The sequence below is a fragment of the Arthrobacter sp. Cza30 genome (genome assembly GCF_059090765.1).
Window position 1 is genome coordinate 105,503 of record NZ_JBNHGA010000007.1, and the last position, 20,367, is coordinate 125,869.

Consider the following 20,367-nt stretch of genomic DNA (forward strand, 5'->3'; position numbering starts at 1 on the left):
TCAGTCCTCCAGTCCGGTCAGCGAGTTGGGCCTGCCGAGCGCCCGGTCCACCCCGTCCAGGATGCGGTCCAGGTCCGGGAGGTGATGCCGCTCCAGCTTGGCCGGAGGGTAGGGAATGTCCATCCCGGCGATCCGCACGGGAGCGTGTTCCAGATGATAGAAGCAGCGCTCGGTCAGGCTGGCCGCGATCTCCGCGCCGAGCCCGCCGGTCCGGGCCGCCTCGTGCGTGATCACCAGGCGGCCCGTCTTGCGCACCGAGGCCTCCACGGTGGGAAAGTCCAGCGGCGACAGCGAGCGCAGGTCGATGACTTCCACCGACACGCCGTCGTCCTCGGCGGCCTGGGCCGCCTCCCGCGCCGTCTGGACCAGCGCGCCGTACGCCACCAGGGTCACGTCGGACCCGGGCACCTCCACCCGGGCGCTGCCCATCGGCAGCGCGGAGCCCAACGCATTCTCGTCCACTTCGCCCTTGGTGTGGTACCGCCGCTTCGGCTCGAAGTAGACCACCGGATCGTCGGCGGCGATGGCCTGCTGGATCATCGTGCAGGCGTCCTGCGGGTTGGACACTGCCACCACCCGCAGCCCGGAGGTGTGGGTGAAATACGCCTCCGGGGATTCGGAGTGGTGTTCGGCCGCGCCGATGCCACCGCCGAAGGGCACCCGGATGGTCAGCGGCATCTTGACCCGGCCGCGGGTGCGGTAGTGCAGCTTGGCTACCTGGCTGACAATCTGGTCGAACGCCGGGTAGATGAAGCCGTCGAACTGGATTTCGCAGACCGGCCGGTAGCCCCGGTAGGCCATCCCGACGGCGGTGCCCAGGATCGCGGACTCGGCCAGCGGGGCGTCGATCACCCGGTGGGAGCCGAAGTCTTTTTGCAGTTCGTCGGTGATGCGGAACACCCCGCCCAATGCTCCGATGTCCTCGCCGATGATCACCACCCTGGGGTCGTTCTCCAGGGCCTTGCGCAGCCCGGTGTTGATGGCGCGTCCAAACGTCATGGTGGTCATCAGCGGCCTCCCTCGGCAGCGTCGAACGAATCAAGATAGCGCTCGTAGTGCGCGCGTTGTTCCGCCAGCACGGGGTGCGGCGCCACGTAGACGTTCTCGAACAGCTCCAAGTCCGCAGGGTCGGCCATACCCGTGCAGCCGGCCCGCATCTCGGCCGCGGCCCGGTCGGCGGCGTCCCGGACGCGCTGTTGCAGGCCCTCGTCCAACAGGCCCTCGGCCGCCAGATGGGCGGCCAGCCGGTCGATCGGATCCCGGCTCTTCCAGTCCTCCAGCTCGTTCGCGTCGCGGTAGCGGGTGGGATCGTCCGCCGTCGTGTGCGGTCCCATCCGGTAGGTGACCGCTTCGATGAAGGACGGGCCGCCGCCGCTGCGCGCGTGCTCCAACGCCCGGCGGGTCACCGCCAGGCAGGCCAGGACATCGTTGCCGTCCACCCGGTAGCTGGGAATGCCGAAACCGGGCGCCCGGTCGGAGAGTTTGCCCTGGGCCTGCAGCGACACCGGTTCGGAGATCGCCCACTGGTTGTTCTGGCAGAAGAAGATCACCGGTGCCTGGAAGCTGGCGGCAAACACCATGGCCTCGTTCACGTCGCCTTGGCTGGTGGCGCCGTCGCCGAAATACGTCACCGCCACGGCGTCGTCGCCGTCGAACTTGACCGCCATGGCATAGCCGGTGGCGTGCAGCGTTTGGGCGCCGATGATGACCTGCGGGGTGGCCATGTTGATCTCGTAGGGGTCCCAGCCGGAGGGCCTGTTGCCGCGCCAGACGCGGATCATATCGGTCAGGTCCACGCCGCGGCAGTACGCGACGCCGTTTTCCCGGTAGCTGGAGAAGACGAAGTCGTCCTTCCGCAGGGCGCGGCCGGAACCGATCTGGGCCGCTTCCTGCCCCAGCAGCGGCGGCCACAAGGCGAGCTCCCCCTGCCGCTGCAAGGCGGTGGCTTCCTGGTCCAGGCGGCGGACCACCACCATGTCCTGGTAGAGGCCGGCGAGTCGGTCGCCGTCGATATCCTCCAGCCAGGGGTCGAACTCCCCGCTGGGGGCCCGCGTGCCGTCCGGCGCGAGCAGTTGGATGTAGCTTTCCTGGTGATGCGGACCGGCCGGGTCCGTGCCTGGTAAGGACACTTGCGACACTCCCTTTGCGTCTTCAGGGCCGGGAAGGTCTTGTGGACCTCCCGGCGCCGGACAGCCCCGCCTGCACCTTTGCCCGCGGTTGATTGTGACACTACTCACATCCCGCAAGTAGCGCAATGATCCGGACAAAAACTGAGCAGATTGCCCTGTCGGGGCCGGGCAGGCCGTGCTAGTCTGCGCATTATGCGGAATCTGGACGGCACCGACCTGCGGTTACTGGGAGCCCTGACGCAGGATCCGCGCCGGACCGTCGTGGCCCTGGCGCAGATCCTGGGCCTGTCCCGCAACACGGTGCAGGCGCGCATGGCCCGGCTGGAAAAGGACCAGGTATTCCTTTCCTTCGACCGGCGGATCAATCCCGCCGCCGTGGGCTACCCGCTGGCGGCCTTCATCCACATCCACGTGCACCAGCCGAAACTGCAACAGATCACCGACGAGTTGGCCCGCATTCCGGAGGTACTCGAAGCGATCGGCATCACGGGCCAGGCGGACATTCTGGCCCGCGTCGTCTCCGAGGGCGCCGAGGACCTGTTCCGCGTCAACGGCAAGATCCTGGCGATCGACGGCGTGGAGCGGACCGACACGTCGCTGGCCATGCACGAACTGATCCCGTTCCGGATCGAACCGCTGCTCTCCCGCGGGGCCCGGGCAACCGGCTAGCGCCAAGCGACCCGCACGGCTGCGGGCCCGGCAATCGGCCGCCGGGCCCGCAGTGTCATCTGTGGCGGCGCGTTGCAGCAGGCGCGCGCCGCCGTCGTCGTCTCAGTGAACCGTGGCCTTCTCCGCTCCGACGCCGGTGAGCGAGCGGACCTCCATTTCGGCCTGCTTGGACGCGTCCTCGCGGTTCTTGTCCAGCACGGTTCCCAGCCAGCCCAGGAAGAAAGCGAGCGGGATGGAGACGATGCCCGGGTTGTTCAGGCCGAAGATGGCGAAGTCCGCGCCGGGGATCATCGACGTCTCCTTTCCGGAGACCACCGGGGAGAACGCGATCAGGACGATGGCCGCGCCCAGGCCGCCGTACATGCTCCACACCGCACCCTGGGTGGTGAAGCGCTTCCAGAACAGCGAGTAGACGATGGTGGGCAGGTTGGCCGAGGCCGCCACCGCGAACGCCAGGGCCACGAGGAAGGCCACGTTCTGGCCCTGCGCGCCGATGCCGCCGAGGATGGAGACGACGCCGATGACCACCACGGTGCGGCGGGCCACCTTGACCTCGCCTGCCGAGTCGACCTGTCCCTTGCGCACCACGTTCGCGTAGATATCGTGCGCGAAGGAGGCGGCCGCGGTGATGGTCAGGCCGGCCACCACCGCCAGGATGGTGGCGAAGGCGACCGCGGAGATCAGCCCCAGCAGCACCGGGCCGCCGAGCGCGAAGGCCAGCAACGGCGCGGCGGAGTTGACCCCGCCCGGAGCGCTCTTGATGGCTTCCGGGCCGATCAGGGCCGCGGCGCCGTAGCCCAGCACCAGGGTGAACAGGTAGAACGCGCCGATCAGCCAGATGGCCCAGACCACGGACCGGCGGGCCTCCTTGGCCGTGGGCACGGTGTAAAAGCGCATCAGCACGTGCGGCAGGGCCGCGGTGCCCAGCACCAGGGCAAGCGCCAGCGAGATGAAGTCCAGCTTGGACGCCTCCGAGACCCCGTACTGCAGGCCCGGATTGAGCAGCTCGGGGTTGCCGGCGGTATCCACCGCGGCACCCAGCAGCTCGGACAGGTTGAAGCCGTGCAGTGCCAGCACCCAGACGGTCATGATGAACGCGCCGGCGATCAGCAGGCAGGCCTTGATGATCTGGACCCAGGTGGTGCCCTTCATGCCGCCGATCAGGACGTAGAGGATCATCAGCGCGCCGACGACGGTGATCACCAGGGACTGTCCCAGCTTGGAGTCGATGCCGATCAGCAGCGAGACAAGGCCGCCGGCGCCGGCCATCTGGGCCAGCAGGTAGAAGAAACACACCGCCAGCGTGGTGATGGCCGCGGCGATCCGCACCGGGCGCTGCCGCAGCCGGAAGGAGAGCACATCTGCCATGGTGAACTTGCCGGTGTTGCGCAGCAGTTCGGCCACCAGCAGCAGGGCCACCAGCCACGCCACCAGGAATCCGATCGAGTACAGGAAACCGTCGTAGCCGTTGATCGCGATCGCGCCGCAGATGCCCAGGAACGATGCGGCCGACAGGTAGTCGCCGGCAATGGCGGTGCCGTTCTGGCCGCCGCTGAAGGACCGGCCCGCCGCGTAGTAATCGGCGGCGGTCTTGTTATTCCGGCTGGCCCGCAGCACCACCACGAGCGTCACGCCGACGAACAGCGCGAAGATCAGGATGTTGATCCAGGTGGAATCCTTAATGTCGTCCGCCGTGACGGCCAGCGGGATGGTGACGGAGTGGTTCATTTGGTGTCCTCCGGTAGGCCGACACCCTCGTCCTCGAGGCTGCGGCGGATGTCAGTGGCGATCGGGTCCAGCTTCCTGTTGGCGTAGCGGACGTACCAGGTGGTGATGGCGAAGGTGCTCACGAATTGCAGCAGGCCCAGGACCAGGCCGACGTTGATGTTGCCCCACAGCTTGGTGGACATAAAGTCGTGCGCGTAGTCGGCCAGGAGCACGTAGGCGAAGTACCACAGCAGGAAGGCCACTGCCATCGGGAACACGAACGAGCGGTGGCGCCTGCGCAGCTCGGTGAATTCCGGACTGCCTTGGACCTCTCGGAAGTCCACGGCCGCGGCGGTTCCGGCGTCCGGGTGAGGGTTGTTGCCCATCTTTTCCTCCTCTTCGGGCACACGCGTGGCGTGTGTGACTGCGATCACTCTGCTAGCTGGCGGGGCCGGTGGCCAGCGGCCGGGCGGGTCGGGTCGCCCAACGGCTCTCCGGCTGCGGTGAACGGCACCTCCGTGCGCCGAGCTGCAATCGGCCCGGCCGTCCGGCGGCTAGGCTGGAGGGCATGCTCAGCCCGGCCGTGGACATCGCGCTCATCGCCGCCCTGGCCGCGGCGGCGGTGGCGGTGATCGCGCTGGTGGGCTTTAAACTGACCCGGTCCTATCGGGACCTTGGCTCCGAGGCCGACCGCGCAACCTACGCCACGCTGCATACCGCCGGGCTTGCCGGCCAGTACCTGCGCGCCGGACTGACGCCGGCCGGCGCCGGCAAGGCGAGCAAGCACCTGCGCGGCCTGTTGGGCTCCGAGGTGCTGGTGTTGACCGGGTTGGACGATGTGCTCGGCTGGGACGGCGCCGGCCAGCCGCCGGAGTCGGCCCTGCGCCTGGCCGGCAAGACCATCGGATCGGGCCGCACCCAGGTCTTCCGCGGCGACCAGTTGCTGCCGGAGGGCCGGGTCCCGCGGGGGGCCGCCGCCCGGAACGGCGGCCCGACGGAAGCGGTCTTCGCCCCGATCCGGGTGCAGGACCGGGTGGTCGGCACCGTCGGCGCCTACACCGGACACGTCGCCGCGTCGCTCGTGCGGGCCACCAACGAGGTCGCGGCCTGGGTGGCCACGCAGATCGAACTGGCCGAACTGGACACCTCGCGGACGTTGCTGATGGAGGCCGAGGTGCGCGCGCTCCGGGCCCAGATCAGCCCGCACTTCATCTACAACGCCCTGAACGCCATCGCCTCCTACATCCTCACCGACCCGGCGCGGGCACGGGAGCTGGTGATCGAGTTCGCCGACTTCACCCGCTACTCCTTCCGGCGGCACGGAGACTTCACCACCCTGGCGGAGGAACTGAAATCGATCGACCGCTACCTGCTGCTGGAACGGGCCCGGTTCGGCGACCGGCTCAGGGTCAGCCTGCAGATCGGCCCCGAAGTCCTCAGCACCGTCATCCCGTTCCTCTCCCTGCAGCCCTTGGTGGAGAACGCGGTGCGCCACGGGATCGAAGCCAAGGAAGGGCCGGGGCAGATCACCATCACCGCCCACGACGCCGGCGCGTACGCCGTGGTGACCATTGAAGACGACGGCGTGGGCATGGATCCGGAGCGGCTGCGCACCGTGCTGGCCGGCCGCGCCGAAGGCGACCATGTGGGTTTGCGCAACGTGGACGTGAGGCTGCGGCAGGTTTACGGCGACGAACACGGCCTGGTGGTCGACACGGCGCCCGGTGCCGGCACGCTGGTCACGCTGCGGCTACCCAAGTCTCAGCCCGGGAACCTGGTGGACTGAAGCGGCCGGCGCGGAGCTACACCCCGGGGCCTAATAGACTGTGGGCCATGGTCAATGTGGTTGTCGCCGATGACGAAGCCCCCGCCGTCGAGGCCCTGGCGTACCTGCTCGCCCGGGATTCCCGGATCGGGGAGGTCCACAAGGCCACCAGCGGCGCCGAAGCGCTGCGTGCCCTGGAGCGCCACGACGTGGACGCGCTCTTTCTGGACATCCACATGCCGGCCCTGACCGGGCTGGACATCGCCAAGGTTATTTCCCGCTTCAGCCGCCCGCCCGCCGTCGTTTTCGTGACCGCCGATGAGGACAAGGCGCTGCAGGCCTTCGAGCTGGCCGCCGTGGACTACCTGCTCAAGCCGGTGCGGGCAGACCGGCTGGCGGAATCCGTGCGCCGGATCTGCGAACTGATGGAAGACGGCGGCGCGGCCAAGCCGGAAGTCGTCACCGTTGACCAGGGCGGCATTACCAAGATGATCCGGCGCGACGAGATCCAGTACGTGCAGGCCCAGGGCGATTACGCCCGGCTGCACACGGCCGACGCCAGCTACCTGATCCGGGTGCCGCTCAACGACCTGGAGCGCCAGTGGGCGGACGCCGGCTACCTCCGGATCCACCGGTCCTACCTGGTGGCGATGGACCAAATCCAGCAGATGCGCACCAGCGCCGGGAGGGCCAGCCTCCTGGTCGGCGGTGCGGAACTGCCCGTCAGCCGGCGTCATCTGCCCGCCGTCCGCGACAGGCTGGAGGCCACGCGGGTGAGGCCGCGCGGATGAGCAGCGGTCCCGGCCGCGGCGAGGTTCCCCTTGGCGACGACGGCGGCGTCCCGCTGCCCGGCGGCGCCCCGCTGCCCGACGGCGATGCACAGGTTCCGTCGGCCGGTTTCCGGCAGCGCATCCGCGTCACCGCGCCGCGTTCGGCCGCGCCCCGGCCGGCGGGCGGCTACACCTTCTCCCGCGAGGTGGCCGAGCAGTCCGAGGTCGGCGAGCTCTTCGTGCGGTCCCTGGTCCGTTCCCAATTGCGCCTGGCCGTCGTGGTGGCGGCCGGTTTCGGGCTGATCCTGCTGGGCATGGCCGTGCTGATCGCGCTGGTACCGCTCACGGGCACGCTGACCGTGTTCACCGTCCCGCTCCCCTGGCTGCTGCTGGGCATCGGGATCTACCCGATCATCCTGGCGTGCGCCGCGCTCTACAACCGGGCGGCCGCCCGCAACGAGCGCCGCTTCCGCGAGTTGACGGCCGACCGGGTTGACCCGGGGACGAAGCAGTGAACTCGGCCGCCGGGCTGGCGGCGGTGGCCGCGGTCTGCGCCGCCACCGTGCTGATCGGCATCTACGGGCTGCGGATTTCGCGCACCACCGGTGATTTCTACGTCGCCTCGCGGACGGTCAAGCCGTGGTGGAATGCGTCGGCCATCGGCGGCGAATACCTCTCGGCCGCAAGCTTTTTGGGCGTGGCAGGGCTGATCCTGGTCTCGGGCATCGACGCGCTCTGGTTCCCCGTCGGATACACCGCCGGCTATCTGATGCTTTTGCTGTTCGTGGCCGCCCCGCTGCGCCGCTCCGGCGCGTACACGATTCCCGACTTCGCCGCGGCACGGCTCGATTCCACCGCCGCCCGCCGCGTCACCAGCCTGCTGGTGATAGCGGTCGGCTGGCTGTACATCGTGCCGCAACTGCACGGGGCCGCCCTGACCGTGCGCATCGCCACGGGCCTGCCGGGCTGGGCAGGCGCCCTCGCCGTCGTCGTCGTGGTGGTGCTGTCCGTGGTCACCGGCGGCATGCGCTCCATCACCTTCGTGCAGGCCTTCCAGTATTGGCTGAAACTCACGGCTCTGGCCGTCCCGGTGGTGTTCATCCTGCTGGTCCTCGCCGGTTCGGGCCAGTCGGCCACCGGCGGCGGCGCGGCCTTCGACCCGTCGCTGGATGTCGTCGGCGATGCATCGCTGTACCGGAATATCTCGCTGATCGTTGCCCTGCTTTTCGGCACGCTGGGGCTGCCGCACGTGCTGGTGCGTTTCTACACCAATCCCGACGGTGCCGCCGCCCGCCGCACCACGCAACTGGTGCTGGGGCTGCTGGCGCTGTTCTACCTCTTCCCCACCATCTATGGCATCCTCGGCCGGCTGCACACGCCGCGGCTGGCCGGCGGCAGCCAGTCCGACGCCACGGTGCTGTTGCTGCCGGGGCGGATTGTGGACGGCCTGGCCGGCGACCTCTTGAGCGCGTGCGTGGTGGCGGGCGCGTTCGCGGCGTTCCTCTCCACCACCTCCGGGCTGGTGGTGTCCCTGGCCGGGGTGGTCAGCCAGGACCTGTTCCGCGGCAGCGTCAGGGGCTTCCGGCTGGCCGCCGTGCTGTCGGCCATCGTGCCGCTGGGCATCGCCCTGGGCACCGAATCGCTGGCCCTGGCCGGCAGCGTGGGCACGGTCTTCGCGTTCACCGCCTCGACCATTTGCCCGCTCTTGCTGCTGGGCATCTGGTGGCGCGGCCTCACGGATGCCGGCGCGATTGCCGGCATGGTGTCGGGGGCGGTGCTCTGCGGCGGTTCATTGCTGGCGGCTGCCGTGGCGGGACCGAAACTGGGCGCCTGGGCCGAGCCGCTGGGACAGCCGGCGGCCTGGACGGTTCCGGCGGCGTTCCTGGTGACCGTGGCCGTTTCCCGGGCGACGGCTTCGCGCAGGCCGGCCACCACTGCCCGGGTCATGGCACGGCTGCACACCCCGGAGCGGGCGGACAGGCCGGAGCCGGTCGGCTGGCCCGGTCCCGGGGACTGAACAAGGTCCGGCCCGTCAGTCGATCGCGGCCATCAACTCGACGACGCGGTCCAGGAACGCGTCCACCTGGTTTTCCTCGTAGCCGTCTTTGCCCTTGGCCTCGCGGAACACGGCCCTGCGGACCACGTCGACGCTCATCGGCTGGTCGTGCTCGAAATAGCCCAGCAGTTCCACGCACAGCGCGTCGACGTCCTCCACGTTGTAGCTGACGGCGTTCCGCTTCGCCGGCCGGCGGAAGCGTTCGCCCGGGGCGCGGTGCAGGCGGGCGCGCAGCATCGCCGACACGCGGCCGATCTGGGTCAGCCAGGCCTGTTCGCCGTCCCGCCGGATCAGCGCGTCGCGCTCCCGCTGGGCGAAGACGTCCTCCAGCCGGTCCAGCGCGGCGTCGACGGCCCGCGGGTCGTAACCGCCCTTGGCCGGATCGAACGTCATGGCCCGGACATCGCGGCTGGTGATGGGAGCGTCGTCGGGCTCGGGGTTGTTGTAGTACTCCCGCGCCCGGCCCAGGAAGTCGTCCACCTGGCGTGCGTTGTAGCCGAAGTTCCGCCGGTCCACGTGGTCGAACGGGGCACTGCCCTTGCCGGCATCAATGGTTCGTCGCGCCATGGTGTCCTGTGGTTCCTGTTCCTTCAATACGTTCCGCTTGTCTACGGTGCCCAGTCTATGCGGGCCGCCGCGTGGCCCCGGGTAACCGCGGCCGCGCGCCTACACGGCCCCCGGGGCCAGCAACGATGCGAGCACGAAAGCCACCGGGGCCGCGAACACGATGGAATCCAGCCGGTCCATCACCCCGCCGTGGCCCGGCAGGAAGTTGCTCATGTCCTTGATGCCAAGTTCCCTCTTGACCATCGATTCGGCCAGGTCGCCCACGGTGGAGGCGGCCACGGTGGCCACGGCCAGGACGAGCCCGAACCACCACTGCAGGTCCAGCACCAGCACCGAGCACAGGACGCCGACCAGGACGGCTCCGCCGACCGAACCGGCAAACCCTTCCCACGACTTCTTGGGGCTGATCTTCGGCGCCATCGGGTGCTTCCCGAAGAACACCCCGATGAGGTACCCGAAGGTGTCGTTGGAGACCACCAGCAGCAGCATGGTGGCCACCTTCAGGGCGCCGGACTCCTCCAGCAGCAACAGCAGCGAGAAGCTGATGAAAAAGGGTACCCAGCAGAGGATGAAGGTACCGCTGAGCACGCTGTTGACCGCGCCGTCGGTACTGTCCAGGCACTTCCAGACCATCAGGGCGACGCAGGAGGCGACCAGGGCGAAGGCGAGCCCCTCCGGCCCGCCGTAATAGGCGGCCGCGGGCATCGCGAGGGCGCCCGCGAACAGCGGCGGCAGCGGCACCTTGATGTTCTTGACCGTCAGGGCGCGGGAAACCTCCCACACGCCCACCGCCGAGAACCCGGCCACCAGCACCACGAAGGCATCGGGCAGGAGGAAAAGGCCCACCAGGACAACGATGAGCAGCGAGAGTCCGACGACGATGGCTGCCGGCAGATTGCGCCCGGCACGGGAAGGCTTGGCGGCGGCACGCAGCGCCCGCCGTCCGGGTTCTGCCGGCCGCTGTCCCGGACCAGCCGCCGGAGCCGGCGTATCGCCAGCCATGGGTTGAGGCTGGTCCGTACTCATCAGACCTCGAGCAGCTCGGCTTCCTTGCGCTTGAGGAGCTCGTCCACGTTGTCGGTGTGCGACTTGGTCCGGGCGTCCAGTTCCTTTTCGGCCCTGTTGCCTTCGTCCTCGCCGACCTCGCCGTCCTTGACCAGCTTGCCGATGGTGTCCATCGCCTTGCGGCGGATGTTGCGAATGGAAACCTTAGCGTCTTCGGCCTTGCCCCGCACGACCTTGACGTACTCCTTGCGGCGTTCCATGGTCAGTTCCGGCAGGACCACGCGGATCACCACGCCGTCGTTGGCCGGGTTGGCGCCCACATCCGAATCGCGCAGCGCCTTCTCGATGTCGTTCAGCGCCGACTTGTCGTACGGCGTGATCAGCAGGGTGCGTGGTTCGGGGTTCTGGAAGGACGCCAACTGCTGCAGCGGGGTCGGCGTGCCATAGTAGTCGACCGTGACCTTGGAGAACAGTGCCGGATTGGCGCGGCCGGTGCGGATGGTGGCGAAGTCTTCCTTGGCCACTTCGACTGCCTTGTCCATCTTCTCGGCAGCTTCGCGCAGCGTCTCGTCTATCACGGTCTCTCCTTCACGTCCTTCATTCACTCCGCGATGCCCGCGGTCCTGGCTCTGCTTTCCATCCTAGGCTATCCGGCGGACGGCCCGGCGCCAGTCAGGCGGTGACGTAGGTGCCGATCTGTTCCCCCAGAATCGCACGGGTCACGTTGCCTTCGCCCTCCATCCCGAAGACCACCATGGACAGCTTGTTGTCGCGGCACAGGCTGAAGGCGGTCTGGTCCATCACCCGGATATTCCGGCGCATGGCTTCGTCATAGGTCAGGGTGTCGAGCTTCTCCGCGGCCGGGTCTTTCTTCGGGTCGGCCGTGTAGACGCCGTCCACGCCGTTCTTCGCCATGAGCACGACGTCGGCGTGCACCTCGAGTGCGCGCTGGGCAGCCACGGTGTCGGTGGAGAAATAGGGCAGGCCGGCGCCGGCGCCGAAGATGACCACGCGGCCCTTCTCCATGTGCCGGATGGCCCGCCGCGGGATGTAGGCCTCGGCTATCTGCCCCATGGTGATCGCGCTTTGCACGCGGGTGTCCACCCCGGCCTGCTCGAGGAAGTCCTGGAGGGCCAGGCAGTTCATGACGGTGCCGAGCATGCCCATGTAATCGGCACGGGAGCGGTCCATGCCCGACGTCGACAGTTCGGCGCCGCGGAAGAAGTTGCCGCCGCCCACGACGATGGCCACTTCGACCTGGCCGACCGTGGCGGCGATCTGCTTGGCGACGCCCCGGACGGTGTCAGGGTCCACGCCCAGCTTCCCCCCGCCGAAGACTTCGCCCGAAAGCTTCAGCAGGACGCGGCGGCGTTTGGCCCCGGCATCAGCGGTGGTCTGGGTGTTCTGGGATTCCATGGTGCCTCCCGGCGTGCGTGGTTCTGGGGAAAGAGTGTGTGACTGGCCGCGGCTGCCCGACGGCTGAAGCCGCGCGGCCGATCCGGACATGAAAAAGGAGTGGTCACCCGATGGTGACCACCCCCTCGTCATCTGAATCAGCCAGTTCGCCTAAACGTTGCGACCGAGGTTACGCTCCGACGCGGAAGCGGGCAATGGCGGTGGCGTTGACACCGGCCGCTTCCAGCACCTTGCCGACGGACTGCTTGGGGTCCTTGGCAAACGGCTGGTCCAGCAGCACGATCTCCTTGAAGAAACCGTTCAGCCGGCCCTCGACGATCTTCGCGAGGGCTGCCTCGGGCTTGCCCTCGGCGCGGGCGGTCTCGTCGGCGATGCGGCGCTCGTTCTCCACGGTCTCGGCCGGGACCTCTTCGCGGGTCAGGTAGGCCGGTGCGTAGGCCGCGCTGTGCACGGCGACGTCGTGGGCGGCCTCGAAGGCCGCGTCACCTTCGCCGTCGACGGCGAAGAGGACGCCGACCTGTGCCGGCAGGTCCTTGGAAGTCTTGTGCAGGTAGGCATCGACGGTCTTGCCTTCGACGCGGGCAACCCGGCGGACAACGACCTTTTCGCCGAGCACGGCGCCTTCTTCGACGACGAAATCACCCAGCGGCTTGCCGTCGACGTCGGCGGCCAGCAGCGCGTCGAGCTCGGCGGCGCCGGACTCAATCGCCGTGGCCAGTACCTTGTCAGCGAGTTCGATGAACTTGGCGGACTTGGCGACGAAGTCGGTCTCGCAGTTGACCTCGATCATGACGCCGACCGTTCCGTCGATGACCTTGGCGGCCACCAGGCCTTCGGCGGTGGAGCGGCCTTCGCGCTTCGTGGCGCCCTTCAGTCCCTTGATGCGGATCAGCTCAATGGCCTTTTCGGCATCTCCATTGGCCTCGTCCAGGGCCTTCTTGACATCCATCATGCCGGCGCCGGTGCGCTCGCGCAGTGCCTTGATATCAGCAGCGGTGTAGTTCGCCATTTGGACGCCAGTCCTCCCGTATTAAGTAGTGTTCGGTGCCGCGGGCGGCCGGCCTGAGCCAGGCCGGGCCGCCAGCGGAAGTCCGGCGGCGCGCAGGGCGCCCCCGGTGAGTCGGATTTACTTCTCGGTGTCCGCGGCGGGTGCTTCGGCAGCGGGGGCTTCGGCAGCCGGGGCCTCGGCGGGAGCCTCAGCAGCGGCTTCGGCGGCCGGGGCTTCGGCGGCCGGAGCTTCGGCGGCGGGGGCTTCGGCGGCGGGGGCCTCGGTCGAGCCCTCGAGCAGTTCGCGCTCCCACTCGGCCATCGGCTCGGCCGGCGCTTCGGTGTTGCCTGCGGCGCGGTTGTTGCGGGCGATGAGGCCCTCGGCAACGGCGTCGGCGATCACGCGGGTCAGCAGGTTGACGGAGCGGATGGCGTCGTCGTTGCCCGGGATCGGGAAGTCGACTTCGTCCGGGTCGCAGTTGGTGTCCAGGATGGCCACCACGGGGATGCCGAGCTTCTGGGCCTCGTCGATGGCGAGGTGTTCCTTCTTGGTGTCGACAACCCACATGACCGAAGGGGTCTTGGTGAGGTTGCGGATGCCGCCCAGCGTGGTTTCCAGCTTGGTCTTCTCGCGCTGCAGCAGCAGCAGTTCCTTCTTGGTGCGGCCGGAGGCAGCGACGTCGTCGAAGTTGATTTCTTCGAGTTCCTTCAGGCGCGAGATGCGCTTGGAGACGGTCTGGAAGTTGGTCATCATGCCGCCGAGCCAGCGCTGGTTGACATACGGCTGGCCGACACGGGTGGCCTGCTCGGCGATTGCTTCCTGGGCCTGCTTCTTGGTGCCGACGAACAGGACGGTGCCGCCGTGGGCGACCGTGGCCTTGACGAACTCGTAGGCGCGGTCGATGTAGGACAGCGACTGCTGCAGGTCGATGATGTAAATGCCGTTGCGCTCGGTGAAGATGAAGCGCTTCATCTTCGGGTTCCAACGGCGGGTCTGGTGACCGAAATGTACGCCGCTGTCGAGCAGCTGGCGCATGGTAACGACTGGCATGTCGTCACTCCTTCCGGCAGCATCGGGCTGGGCCTGGGCTGCTGCCTGTAGACGGTTGTTAGCTTGTCGCCCGGCGGGCTAAGCTCCTGGCGTCTGTTGGCGCCGCCATGGCGGCGCATGTGCCCGGACCGGTTTCCCGGACCGCCTGGACACACTTCCATCGCTAAGATCAAGCCGATGGATTTCAGACACGCGTAGTCAGCCTCCGTCCGGACATGCGTCATGGACGGAAAACTGCTTCGTCCAGTGTACTACAGGCGGCACCCTATTCCTGCGCGTTCCCGCCCTCCACAGCCGGCCGAGCCAAGGGGTTGCGCACACCCTCCGGCGCCGCCGCGGCGCGGACCGGGGGCAGCGGCGAGGATCGGTTGCATGACCCCGACCATGTTCCGCTTCGCCGCCGCCGCGGCCTCTGCCGTGCTGCTGGCCGCGGCCGGGTCACCCGAGCCGGCGGGCCAGTCCGGTTATTCCCCGCCGTGGAGCTGGCCCGCCAGCCCGCAACCCGCCATCGCGCGCGGCTTTGACCCGCCGCCGAAGCCGTGGCTGGGCGGACACCGCGGCGTCGATTTGGCGGTTCCGGCGGGGGCAACGGTCCTCTCCCCCGCCGACGGCCGGGTCAGCTTCTCCGGCCGGGTGGTCGACCGGCCGGTGGTCACCATCGATCACGGCAACGGCCTGCGCAGCAGCCTGCTGGCCGTGGCATCCGAACTGCGGGCCGGAGATACCGTTTCCTCGGGCGATCCGGTGGGAACGGTTGCCGTGAGCAGCCATTGCGCATGCCTGCACTGGGGCGTCCGTCGCGGCGACGCCTATGTCAATCCCCTGCAGTTCGTCATGGACCTGCGGCCTTCGGTATTGCTGCCGGTGCCGGATGGCTAGACGAACGCCGCCACGCCGGTAATCGCCCGGCCTGCCACCAGGGAGTTGATTTCGTGGGTTCCCTCGTAGGAGTAGATGGCCTCGGCGTCGGCGAAGATCTTGGCCATTTCGTAGTCGGCCACGATGCCGTTGCCGCCCAGGATGTTGCGGCCCAGGGCCACACTTTCACGCATCCGGGCGGTGGTGAACGCCTTGGCCAAAGCGGACTGCTCGTCTTTGGCCTGTCCGGCGTCTTCCAGCTGCGCCAGGCGGACCATCATGCCCATCGAGGCGACGGTGTTGCCGAGAATCTGCACCAGCTGGTCCTGCACCAGCTGGAACGATGCCAGCGGCTTCCCGAACTGGTGCCGCTCCACGGCGTAGCGCCGGGCCACATCGAAGGCAGCCATCTGCTGCCCCACCGCCTGCCAGGCGACGGCAAGCCGCGTCACCTTCAGCACCTTGTTGGTGTCGCGGAAGCTGTTGGCGCCCTTGAGCCGGAAATCATCGGGGACCACCACGTTTTCCAGGGTGATGTCCGCGTTCTGCACGGTACGCAGGCTGATCTTGTTCTCGATCTTCGTCGCAGCGTAGCCGGGGGTGGCCGTGTCCACGAGGAAGCCCTTGACCTGGTTGTCGGCCAGGTCGCGCGCGTAGATGACGACCCAGTCCGAGAAGGTCGCGTTGCCAATCCAGCGTTTGGCCCCGTTCAGCACCCAGCTGTCCCCGTCGCGCCGGGCCGTGGTGCGCGTGCCGCCGGCGACGTCGGAGCCGCCGAGCGGTTCCGTCAGCCCGAATGCGCCGATCTTCTTGAGGGCATAGATGTCCGGCAGCCAGGCCTCCTGCTGCTCCTTCGACGCGAGGACTTCGATCGATCCGGCGAACAGGCCGTCGTGGACCCCCAGGAACGTGGCGATGGAGGTGTCGGCGCGGGTGAACTCCGCGTGGACGAGGCCGGCGAACAAGTTGGAATACCCCTGCCGCCTGACCGGGCTGACCACGTCCAGGTCCGCCAGTTTCGGAATGATCTCCAGGGGGAACTCCGCCCGGTTCCAGCAGTCGACGGCGATCGGCCGGACTTCCTTGGCCAGCCAGTCGCGGATGTCGTGCAGCCGCGAACGTTCGGGGTCCGAGAGCATCTCCTCGAACGAGTAGAAGTCTCCATCGGCGTAGGGAAGGTCGTTCGGATCGATGACGCGCTGGCCCATAGTGGCTTCCTTTTCTGTGAACAGGTCGCGGCCCCGGGCAGGAGGCGCCGGGGAAAGAATAAGTTACTGAGCAGTAACTTAGCGCACAACCGGTCATCGGGCAACGGCCGACGGCGCGGCCGCAGCTTCAGCCGGGGTGCCGGGGCAGCCGCAGCCACGGACTCCCGCGAAGTCCGCCGGCGGCATGACGAAGGCCCCGGACCATCCTGATCCGGGGCCTTCTCTGAACGTAGGGCGGGTGGGGCTTGAACCCACGACCAAAGGATTATGAGTCCTCTGCTCTGACCGGCTGAGCTACCGCCCCTCGTTGCCGGCAGCGCCCCGCAGAGCGGGGACCGTTACCGGCACCTTAGACATACTAAGTCCTCCCGACCGGCGGGCGCACGTTGGCCTAGTCGAGGTAGTCGTCTGCCGAGGCTCCGCGGTAGAGCTGCTCGAAAGTGTCCATCGTCTTGTCGATACCGTGTCGCATCGCCTTCGCGTGGCTGGCTTCGCCCATGGCCTCCAGCCGCTCGGGACTCTGGCCGAGGACGGCGTTGAGCTTTGCCGCAAGATCGGCCGGATCGCGGGGGGCAAACAGGTAGCCGTTGACCCCGTCGTCCACCAGGTGCGGCAGGGCCATCGCATTGGCCAGCACCACCGGCTTGCTGGCGGACATGGCTTCCAGGGAGACCAGGGACTGCAGTTCGGCGGTTCCGGGCTGGCAGAACACGGCCGCGCGCAGGTAGGCCCGGCGCAGTTCGGCGTCGTCCACATGGCCCAGGAACGCGATCCTGCGGCCGAGCCCCATCGCGGCGACCCTCGCCTCGAGGTTCTTGCGCTCGTCGCCGTCGCCGATGATCTCCAGATGGACGTTCAGCGCCGGGTCCGTCATGGCCAGCGCCTCGATCAGCGTGTCCACGTTCTTTTCCACCGCCAGCCGGCCCACAAACAGCACCGTGGGATGCTCCGGCCTCTCGATCGTTTCCCCGGGTGCCAGCTCGTAGGCGGCGGCATCGATGCCGTTGGACAGCGGCATCACCTTGTGCAGGAAGGCGTGGTCCCGCATCGCCTTGGCGGCAAGCGGCGTCGGCGTCGTCACCACGGCTGCCTTGCCCATGATCTTGCCCATGTCGCGCCAGGAGTTCTTCGCCACGATGTCCAGGAACCACTGCGGGAACGGCAGGAACGGCTCCAGGTTTTCCGGCATGAAGTGGTTGGTCGCGATGGTGCGGATGCCCCGTCGCACTGCCTCGGCGATGGTGGCCTGTCCGATCATGTAGTGGCATTGGATGTGCACGACGTCCGGTTGGACCTCATCGAAGATCCGCTTGATGTCGCGTTTGATCTCCCAGGGAAAGCAGATGCGCCACGTCTCGTGCGTCGGCACCGAGTGTGAGCGGAGCCGGTGCACCGTCGCCTCCGCACGGTGTTCCACGAAGGTCGGGCCCTTGTCATACCGCCCGGCGATGATGTCGACGCTGTGTCCGCGCTTGGTCATCGCTGTGGCCAGCCGGAACCCGAAGACGGCCGCCCCGTTGACATCGGGCGGGTAGGTATCGGCTGCAATCAGGATCTTGAGGGGTTTCGGTCCGATGTCGTCGCTCACCTGCGGCAGGACTCCTTGTTTCGTGGTCACGGTATTGGTCATCGCGCCGGCCCTATGGTTTTTTGCCCGAGGCTTGGGCCCGGCGCCGGGCTTCTTCCTGTTTCTGCAACACGTCCGGATGGTGCCTCGAGAGGGCAATGACCCCAACAATAGCAACCAAACCTGCTCCCACCATGCCAATCGCAAACACCGGTTCGACGTCGGGCCTGAGCTCTCCGAGGATGAAAATGCCGATGGCGATGCCGACCAGCGGGTCGATCACCGTCAGCCCCGCGATGACCAGGTCGGGCGGGCCGCTGGCATAGGCGCTCTGGACAAACCAAGCCCCCAGGCCGCCGGCCGCGGCGACGGCGATGAGCGTGTAGATCGGTACGTTCCCGATGAAACCGCCGCCCGGCTCCAGCAGCCGCAGGCCGATGATCCTCACCAGCACGGCGACGAAACCGAACAACATGCCGGCTCCCAGGATGTAGGCGAAGGCATTCAGCCTGCGCCGGAACATCAGTTCCAGCGAGAGGAAGACGGCAACGACGACGGCCAGCAGCAGGACCGCTGAGAGTTCCTCGTCGGCCCGCACCCGATGGGTCGCGCCGGTGACGTTGACCGCCAGCAGTACGAAAACCGCACTGCCTGCCACACAGGTTGAGATCGCCACCACCGTCACGCGGTTCAGCCGGATCCCCTGGTCCTTGGAATTGATGATCGTGGTGATCACCAGGGCGATGGCGCCGATGGGCTGGACGACGGTCAGCGGCGCGCTCACCAAGGCAAACACGTTCAATCCCATCCCGACGGCCAACAGCAGCAGTCCCAGGACCCAGCGGGGATTGCGGAGCATCCGCAGCAAACCGGCGACGCTCATCGCCAGGCCGCCCGTATTGGCTTGGACGGCGCTGGCTTGGCGCTGGGTGCCGAGGGCGAGGAAGAAGGCACCGAGCAGGGCACAGAAGATTGCTAACCAGACCATGGGGTCCCGTCAGGAGATGTCCGTTTCCGCCCGGAGCGCGGGTCAACCACGGTGTGGATCGTTCTGCCCGGCCTCGCGCCGGCGCTTGTACTTGCCCCAGGCCGCCCGCATGTAGCCCAGCCAGGCGAGGACGTGCCCCGCACAGCCCGCGGCCAGGATGGCGTAGGCCAGGGTCAGCAGCCAGTCGTGCCCGAACCCCTCCACCCGATGGAGCAGCAGCAGCGGAGTTCCCGCCAGCAGCAGGGCCGTCCGGACCTTGCCGATGACCGTGACGGGAAGGTCGGGGCTGCCATGGAACAGGAGCAATGAGAACACGAGCAGGATCGCGTCGGGGATGATGATGGACAACAGCAGCCACCACGGGGCAATGCCGGCCGCGACAAACGTCGTGGCCACGATGATGAGGGCCAGCCGGTCGGCCACCGGGTCCAGCCACTTGCCGACCGAGGAGATTTGGTCGAGGCGGCGGGCAAGGTAGCCGTCGACCCAGTCCGTGGATCCCAGCACGATCAGCGTGATGGTGGCTGCCCCATACGAGTGTCGGGCGATCAGCCAGACGAACAGCGGCACCGCAAGGAAACGCAGGACGGTGATGAGGTTCGGGATGGTCCAGAACGTGTGCAGCTCGCGGTACTCGAAGTCGCGCCGCGTCCCGGCACCGATGATCCTCAACGCCGTCCCTCCCCTCAGTCGTCGTTCCACGCTGGGCAGCCGGCTGCGCTGCAGCCGGCTCCCGTGCCGCCGTGCGACGGTGGTAATGGTTATTTTTTCAGCAGCCGCCGGAGCATGACGCCCATGGCGGTCAGCGAGACCGCCAGCGTCGCCAGTGGCTTCCAACGCTCCCTCAGCTCCGGGCCGGCCTCGCTGACGGCTTCGGCGCCTGCCACCAGGCGTTCCGTGGCAGCATCTGCCGCATGCTTCGCCCGGCGCTTGGCCTGCTCCGCACGGGGCTTGGGGTCGACGCGGCGGCCGAGATCGTCCCTGACTGCCGCCAAATGGTCGCGGCGCTCCGCGGTACGGGCACGCAGTTCGTCCATCGTCGGAGCCGGCTCCTGCGGTTCCTTGCGCTCCGCCTTTTCCGCCTTGGTCTCCTTTTGGGGCTTTTCGTCCAGTGTCGCCGGATTGAAGCTGCTGCCCTCACGCAACACGCCGACGTCGTACTTGACGCCGCGGATGGCCTCGGCGGGCAGGAGCGGCATGGCCTTCTTGCCCCTCGAGATTCCAATGAGGGCCAGGATTCCGCCGAGGATCAGGAACACGGCTGCAACAAGCAGCGCCGCCAGCCAGGCCGGCATGATGAGGGCCAGTCCCATGATTGCGGCGACCAAAAGGGAGATGGCCATCAAGACCAGGAACACCAACGCGACCGCCAGGATCGCGGCGGCAATGCCTGCCTTGACGCCCTTGCCCTTGAGCTCGAGCAGGGCCAGCGAGAACTCGTCCTGAAGCTGGCGGGGGGTCAGCTGGCCGGCGAGCCGTGCCAGCCCCGCCGTCGACAACCTGGCGCCGGCAGCGGTGCTTCCGGGCTGTCCGACACGGGCAGCGGTGCTCCCCGGCTGCCCGACACGGGCTGCAGCGCTCCCGGGCGGCCGCAACCCGGTGACGGTGCTTCCGGGAGTCCCCG

The 20,367-nt window shown here is 68.1% G+C and carries 21 protein-coding genes and 1 tRNA gene; 6 read left to right on the plus strand and 16 right to left on the minus strand.

What is annotated here, in order from left to right:
* Positions 1-1,008, minus strand: coding sequence for an alpha-ketoacid dehydrogenase subunit beta (locus tag AC5RVZ_RS23320; protein ID WP_494068024.1), 1,008 nt, complete (start codon positions 1,006-1,008; stop codon positions 1-3).
* Positions 1,008-2,129: a pyruvate dehydrogenase (acetyl-transferring) E1 component subunit alpha gene (gene pdhA, locus AC5RVZ_RS23325; protein WP_494068025.1), complete on the minus strand. Its 1,122-nt coding sequence runs from the start codon at positions 2,127-2,129 to the stop codon at positions 1,008-1,010. Before pdhA ends, AC5RVZ_RS23320 begins: the two co-directional genes overlap by 1 nt.
* A 192-nt stretch (positions 2,130-2,321) precedes the next feature.
* Between pdhA and AC5RVZ_RS23330 the strand changes: the two genes are divergently transcribed.
* Positions 2,322-2,798, plus strand: a complete 477-nt coding sequence (locus AC5RVZ_RS23330) for an Lrp/AsnC family transcriptional regulator (protein ID WP_494068026.1) — start codon at positions 2,322-2,324, stop codon at positions 2,796-2,798.
* Between the two features lie 102 nt (positions 2,799-2,900).
* Here the strand turns inward: AC5RVZ_RS23330 and AC5RVZ_RS23335 are convergent, their stop codons facing one another.
* Positions 2,901-4,526, minus strand: coding sequence for a monocarboxylic acid transporter (locus AC5RVZ_RS23335; protein WP_494068027.1), 1,626 nt, complete (start codon positions 4,524-4,526; stop codon positions 2,901-2,903).
* A complete protein-coding gene (locus tag AC5RVZ_RS23340; RefSeq protein WP_494068028.1) occupies positions 4,523-4,891 on the minus strand; it encodes a DUF485 domain-containing protein in 369 nt (122 codons plus the stop codon). The genes AC5RVZ_RS23335 and AC5RVZ_RS23340 overlap by 4 nt, the downstream gene beginning before the upstream one ends.
* Positions 4,892-5,073: 182 nt before the next feature.
* Here AC5RVZ_RS23340 and AC5RVZ_RS23345 point away from each other — a divergent pair, with 182 nt between their 5' ends.
* The 4 genes from AC5RVZ_RS23345 to AC5RVZ_RS23360 are packed head-to-tail and all read left to right on the plus strand — an operon-like array spanning position 5,074 to position 9,057.
* Positions 5,074-6,291 (plus strand): sensor histidine kinase, encoded by a 1,218-nt coding sequence (locus AC5RVZ_RS23345; RefSeq protein WP_494068029.1) that lies wholly within the window; start codon positions 5,074-5,076, stop codon positions 6,289-6,291.
* A gap of 47 nt (positions 6,292-6,338) precedes the next feature.
* The gene (locus AC5RVZ_RS23350; RefSeq protein WP_493977696.1) at positions 6,339-7,061 is read left to right on the plus strand and encodes a LytR/AlgR family response regulator transcription factor; all 723 of its coding nucleotides are present in this window, start codon (positions 6,339-6,341) and stop codon (positions 7,059-7,061) included.
* Positions 7,058-7,555, plus strand: coding sequence for a DUF485 domain-containing protein (locus AC5RVZ_RS23355; protein WP_494068030.1), 498 nt, complete (start codon positions 7,058-7,060; stop codon positions 7,553-7,555). The genes AC5RVZ_RS23350 and AC5RVZ_RS23355 overlap by 4 nt, the downstream gene beginning before the upstream one ends.
* Complete coding sequence (locus AC5RVZ_RS23360; RefSeq protein ID WP_494068031.1) at positions 7,552-9,057, plus strand: sodium/solute symporter; 1,506 nt, start codon at positions 7,552-7,554, stop codon at positions 9,055-9,057. Before AC5RVZ_RS23355 ends, AC5RVZ_RS23360 begins: the two co-directional genes overlap by 4 nt.
* A 15-nt stretch (positions 9,058-9,072) precedes the next feature.
* Here AC5RVZ_RS23360 and AC5RVZ_RS23365 read toward each other — a convergent pair whose 3' ends face one another.
* The 6 genes from AC5RVZ_RS23365 to rpsB form a co-directional block, all read right to left on the minus strand.
* Positions 9,073-9,663, minus strand: a complete 591-nt coding sequence (locus tag AC5RVZ_RS23365) for a DivIVA domain-containing protein (RefSeq protein ID WP_494068032.1) — start codon at positions 9,661-9,663, stop codon at positions 9,073-9,075.
* A 99-nt stretch (positions 9,664-9,762) separates the two neighbouring features.
* Positions 9,763-10,665 (minus strand): phosphatidate cytidylyltransferase, encoded by a 903-nt coding sequence (locus AC5RVZ_RS23370; protein WP_494068033.1) that lies wholly within the window; start codon positions 10,663-10,665, stop codon positions 9,763-9,765.
* A 23-nt stretch (positions 10,666-10,688) separates the two neighbouring features.
* A complete protein-coding gene (gene frr, locus AC5RVZ_RS23375) occupies positions 10,689-11,246 on the minus strand; it encodes a ribosome recycling factor (protein ID WP_494068034.1) in 558 nt (185 codons plus the stop codon).
* A gap of 94 nt (positions 11,247-11,340) precedes the next feature.
* Positions 11,341-12,084 (minus strand): UMP kinase, encoded by a 744-nt coding sequence (gene pyrH, locus AC5RVZ_RS23380; RefSeq protein ID WP_494068035.1) that lies wholly within the window; start codon positions 12,082-12,084, stop codon positions 11,341-11,343.
* A 169-nt stretch (positions 12,085-12,253) separates the two neighbouring features.
* On the minus strand, positions 12,254-13,093 hold the full coding sequence (tsf, locus tag AC5RVZ_RS23385) for a translation elongation factor Ts (RefSeq protein WP_494068036.1): 840 nt from the start codon (positions 13,091-13,093) through the stop codon (positions 12,254-12,256).
* Between the two features lie 117 nt (positions 13,094-13,210).
* Positions 13,211-14,122 carry a 30S ribosomal protein S2 gene (gene rpsB, locus AC5RVZ_RS23390; RefSeq protein ID WP_494068037.1) on the minus strand — a complete coding sequence of 304 codons (912 nt, stop codon included), beginning with the start codon at positions 14,120-14,122 and terminating at the stop codon, positions 13,211-13,213.
* Positions 14,123-14,494: 372 nt separating this feature from the next.
* Between rpsB and AC5RVZ_RS23395 the strand changes: the two genes are divergently transcribed.
* Complete coding sequence (locus AC5RVZ_RS23395; protein WP_494068038.1) at positions 14,495-15,001, plus strand: murein hydrolase activator EnvC family protein; 507 nt, start codon at positions 14,495-14,497, stop codon at positions 14,999-15,001.
* Here AC5RVZ_RS23395 and AC5RVZ_RS23400 read toward each other — a convergent pair.
* The 6 genes from AC5RVZ_RS23400 to AC5RVZ_RS23425 form a co-directional block, all read right to left on the minus strand.
* On the minus strand, positions 14,998-16,188 hold the full coding sequence (locus tag AC5RVZ_RS23400; protein WP_494068039.1) for an acyl-CoA dehydrogenase family protein: 1,191 nt from the start codon (positions 16,186-16,188) through the stop codon (positions 14,998-15,000). The genes AC5RVZ_RS23395 and AC5RVZ_RS23400 overlap by 4 nt on opposite strands.
* Before the next feature lie 230 nt (positions 16,189-16,418).
* Positions 16,419-16,492: transfer RNA gene (locus AC5RVZ_RS23405), tRNA-Ile, on the minus strand.
* A gap of 87 nt (positions 16,493-16,579) precedes the next feature.
* On the minus strand, positions 16,580-17,776 hold the full coding sequence (locus AC5RVZ_RS23410; RefSeq protein ID WP_494068040.1) for a glycosyltransferase: 1,197 nt from the start codon (positions 17,774-17,776) through the stop codon (positions 16,580-16,582).
* A gap of 52 nt (positions 17,777-17,828) precedes the next feature.
* A complete protein-coding gene (locus tag AC5RVZ_RS23415) occupies positions 17,829-18,743 on the minus strand; it encodes a DMT family transporter (RefSeq protein WP_494068041.1) in 915 nt (304 codons plus the stop codon).
* Positions 18,744-18,785: 42 nt separating this feature from the next.
* Complete coding sequence (locus AC5RVZ_RS23420; RefSeq protein ID WP_494068042.1) at positions 18,786-19,415, minus strand: CDP-alcohol phosphatidyltransferase family protein; 630 nt, start codon at positions 19,413-19,415, stop codon at positions 18,786-18,788.
* Between the two features lie 89 nt (positions 19,416-19,504).
* Positions 19,505-20,242, minus strand: a complete 738-nt coding sequence (locus AC5RVZ_RS23425) for a phage holin family protein (RefSeq protein WP_494068043.1) — start codon at positions 20,240-20,242, stop codon at positions 19,505-19,507.
* Positions 20,243-20,367: the final 125 nt, after the last annotated feature.

Bases quoted from the DNA above. Each gene is read 5' to 3' on its own strand.
- AC5RVZ_RS23350 (WP_493977696.1), top strand. From the start codon at position 6,339: ATGGTCAATGTGGTTGTCGCCGATGACGAAGCCCCCGCCGTCGAGGCC.
- AC5RVZ_RS23340 (WP_494068028.1), bottom strand. From the start codon at position 4,891: ATGGGCAACAACCCTCACCCGGACGCCGGAACCGCCGCGGCCGTGGAC.
- AC5RVZ_RS23330 (WP_494068026.1), top strand. From the start codon at position 2,322: ATGCGGAATCTGGACGGCACCGACCTGCGGTTACTGGGAGCCCTGACG.
- AC5RVZ_RS23355 (WP_494068030.1), top strand. From the start codon at position 7,058: ATGAGCAGCGGTCCCGGCCGCGGCGAGGTTCCCCTTGGCGACGACGGC.
- AC5RVZ_RS23415 (WP_494068041.1), bottom strand. From the start codon at position 18,743: ATGGTCTGGTTAGCAATCTTCTGTGCCCTGCTCGGTGCCTTCTTCCTC.
- tsf (WP_494068036.1), bottom strand. From the start codon at position 13,093: ATGGCGAACTACACCGCTGCTGATATCAAGGCACTGCGCGAGCGCACC.
- pyrH (WP_494068035.1), bottom strand. From the start codon at position 12,084: ATGGAATCCCAGAACACCCAGACCACCGCTGATGCCGGGGCCAAACGC.
- AC5RVZ_RS23395 (WP_494068038.1), top strand. From the start codon at position 14,495: ATGACCCCGACCATGTTCCGCTTCGCCGCCGCCGCGGCCTCTGCCGTG.
- AC5RVZ_RS23370 (WP_494068033.1), bottom strand. From the start codon at position 10,665: ATGGCTGGCGATACGCCGGCTCCGGCGGCTGGTCCGGGACAGCGGCCG.
- AC5RVZ_RS23400 (WP_494068039.1), bottom strand. From the start codon at position 16,188: ATGGGCCAGCGCGTCATCGATCCGAACGACCTTCCCTACGCCGATGGA.
- AC5RVZ_RS23320 (WP_494068024.1), bottom strand. From the start codon at position 1,008: ATGACCACCATGACGTTTGGACGCGCCATCAACACCGGGCTGCGCAAG.
- AC5RVZ_RS23345 (WP_494068029.1), top strand. From the start codon at position 5,074: ATGCTCAGCCCGGCCGTGGACATCGCGCTCATCGCCGCCCTGGCCGCG.
- AC5RVZ_RS23335 (WP_494068027.1), bottom strand. From the start codon at position 4,526: ATGAACCACTCCGTCACCATCCCGCTGGCCGTCACGGCGGACGACATT.
- AC5RVZ_RS23365 (WP_494068032.1), bottom strand. From the start codon at position 9,663: ATGGCGCGACGAACCATTGATGCCGGCAAGGGCAGTGCCCCGTTCGAC.
- rpsB (WP_494068037.1), bottom strand. From the start codon at position 14,122: ATGCCAGTCGTTACCATGCGCCAGCTGCTCGACAGCGGCGTACATTTC.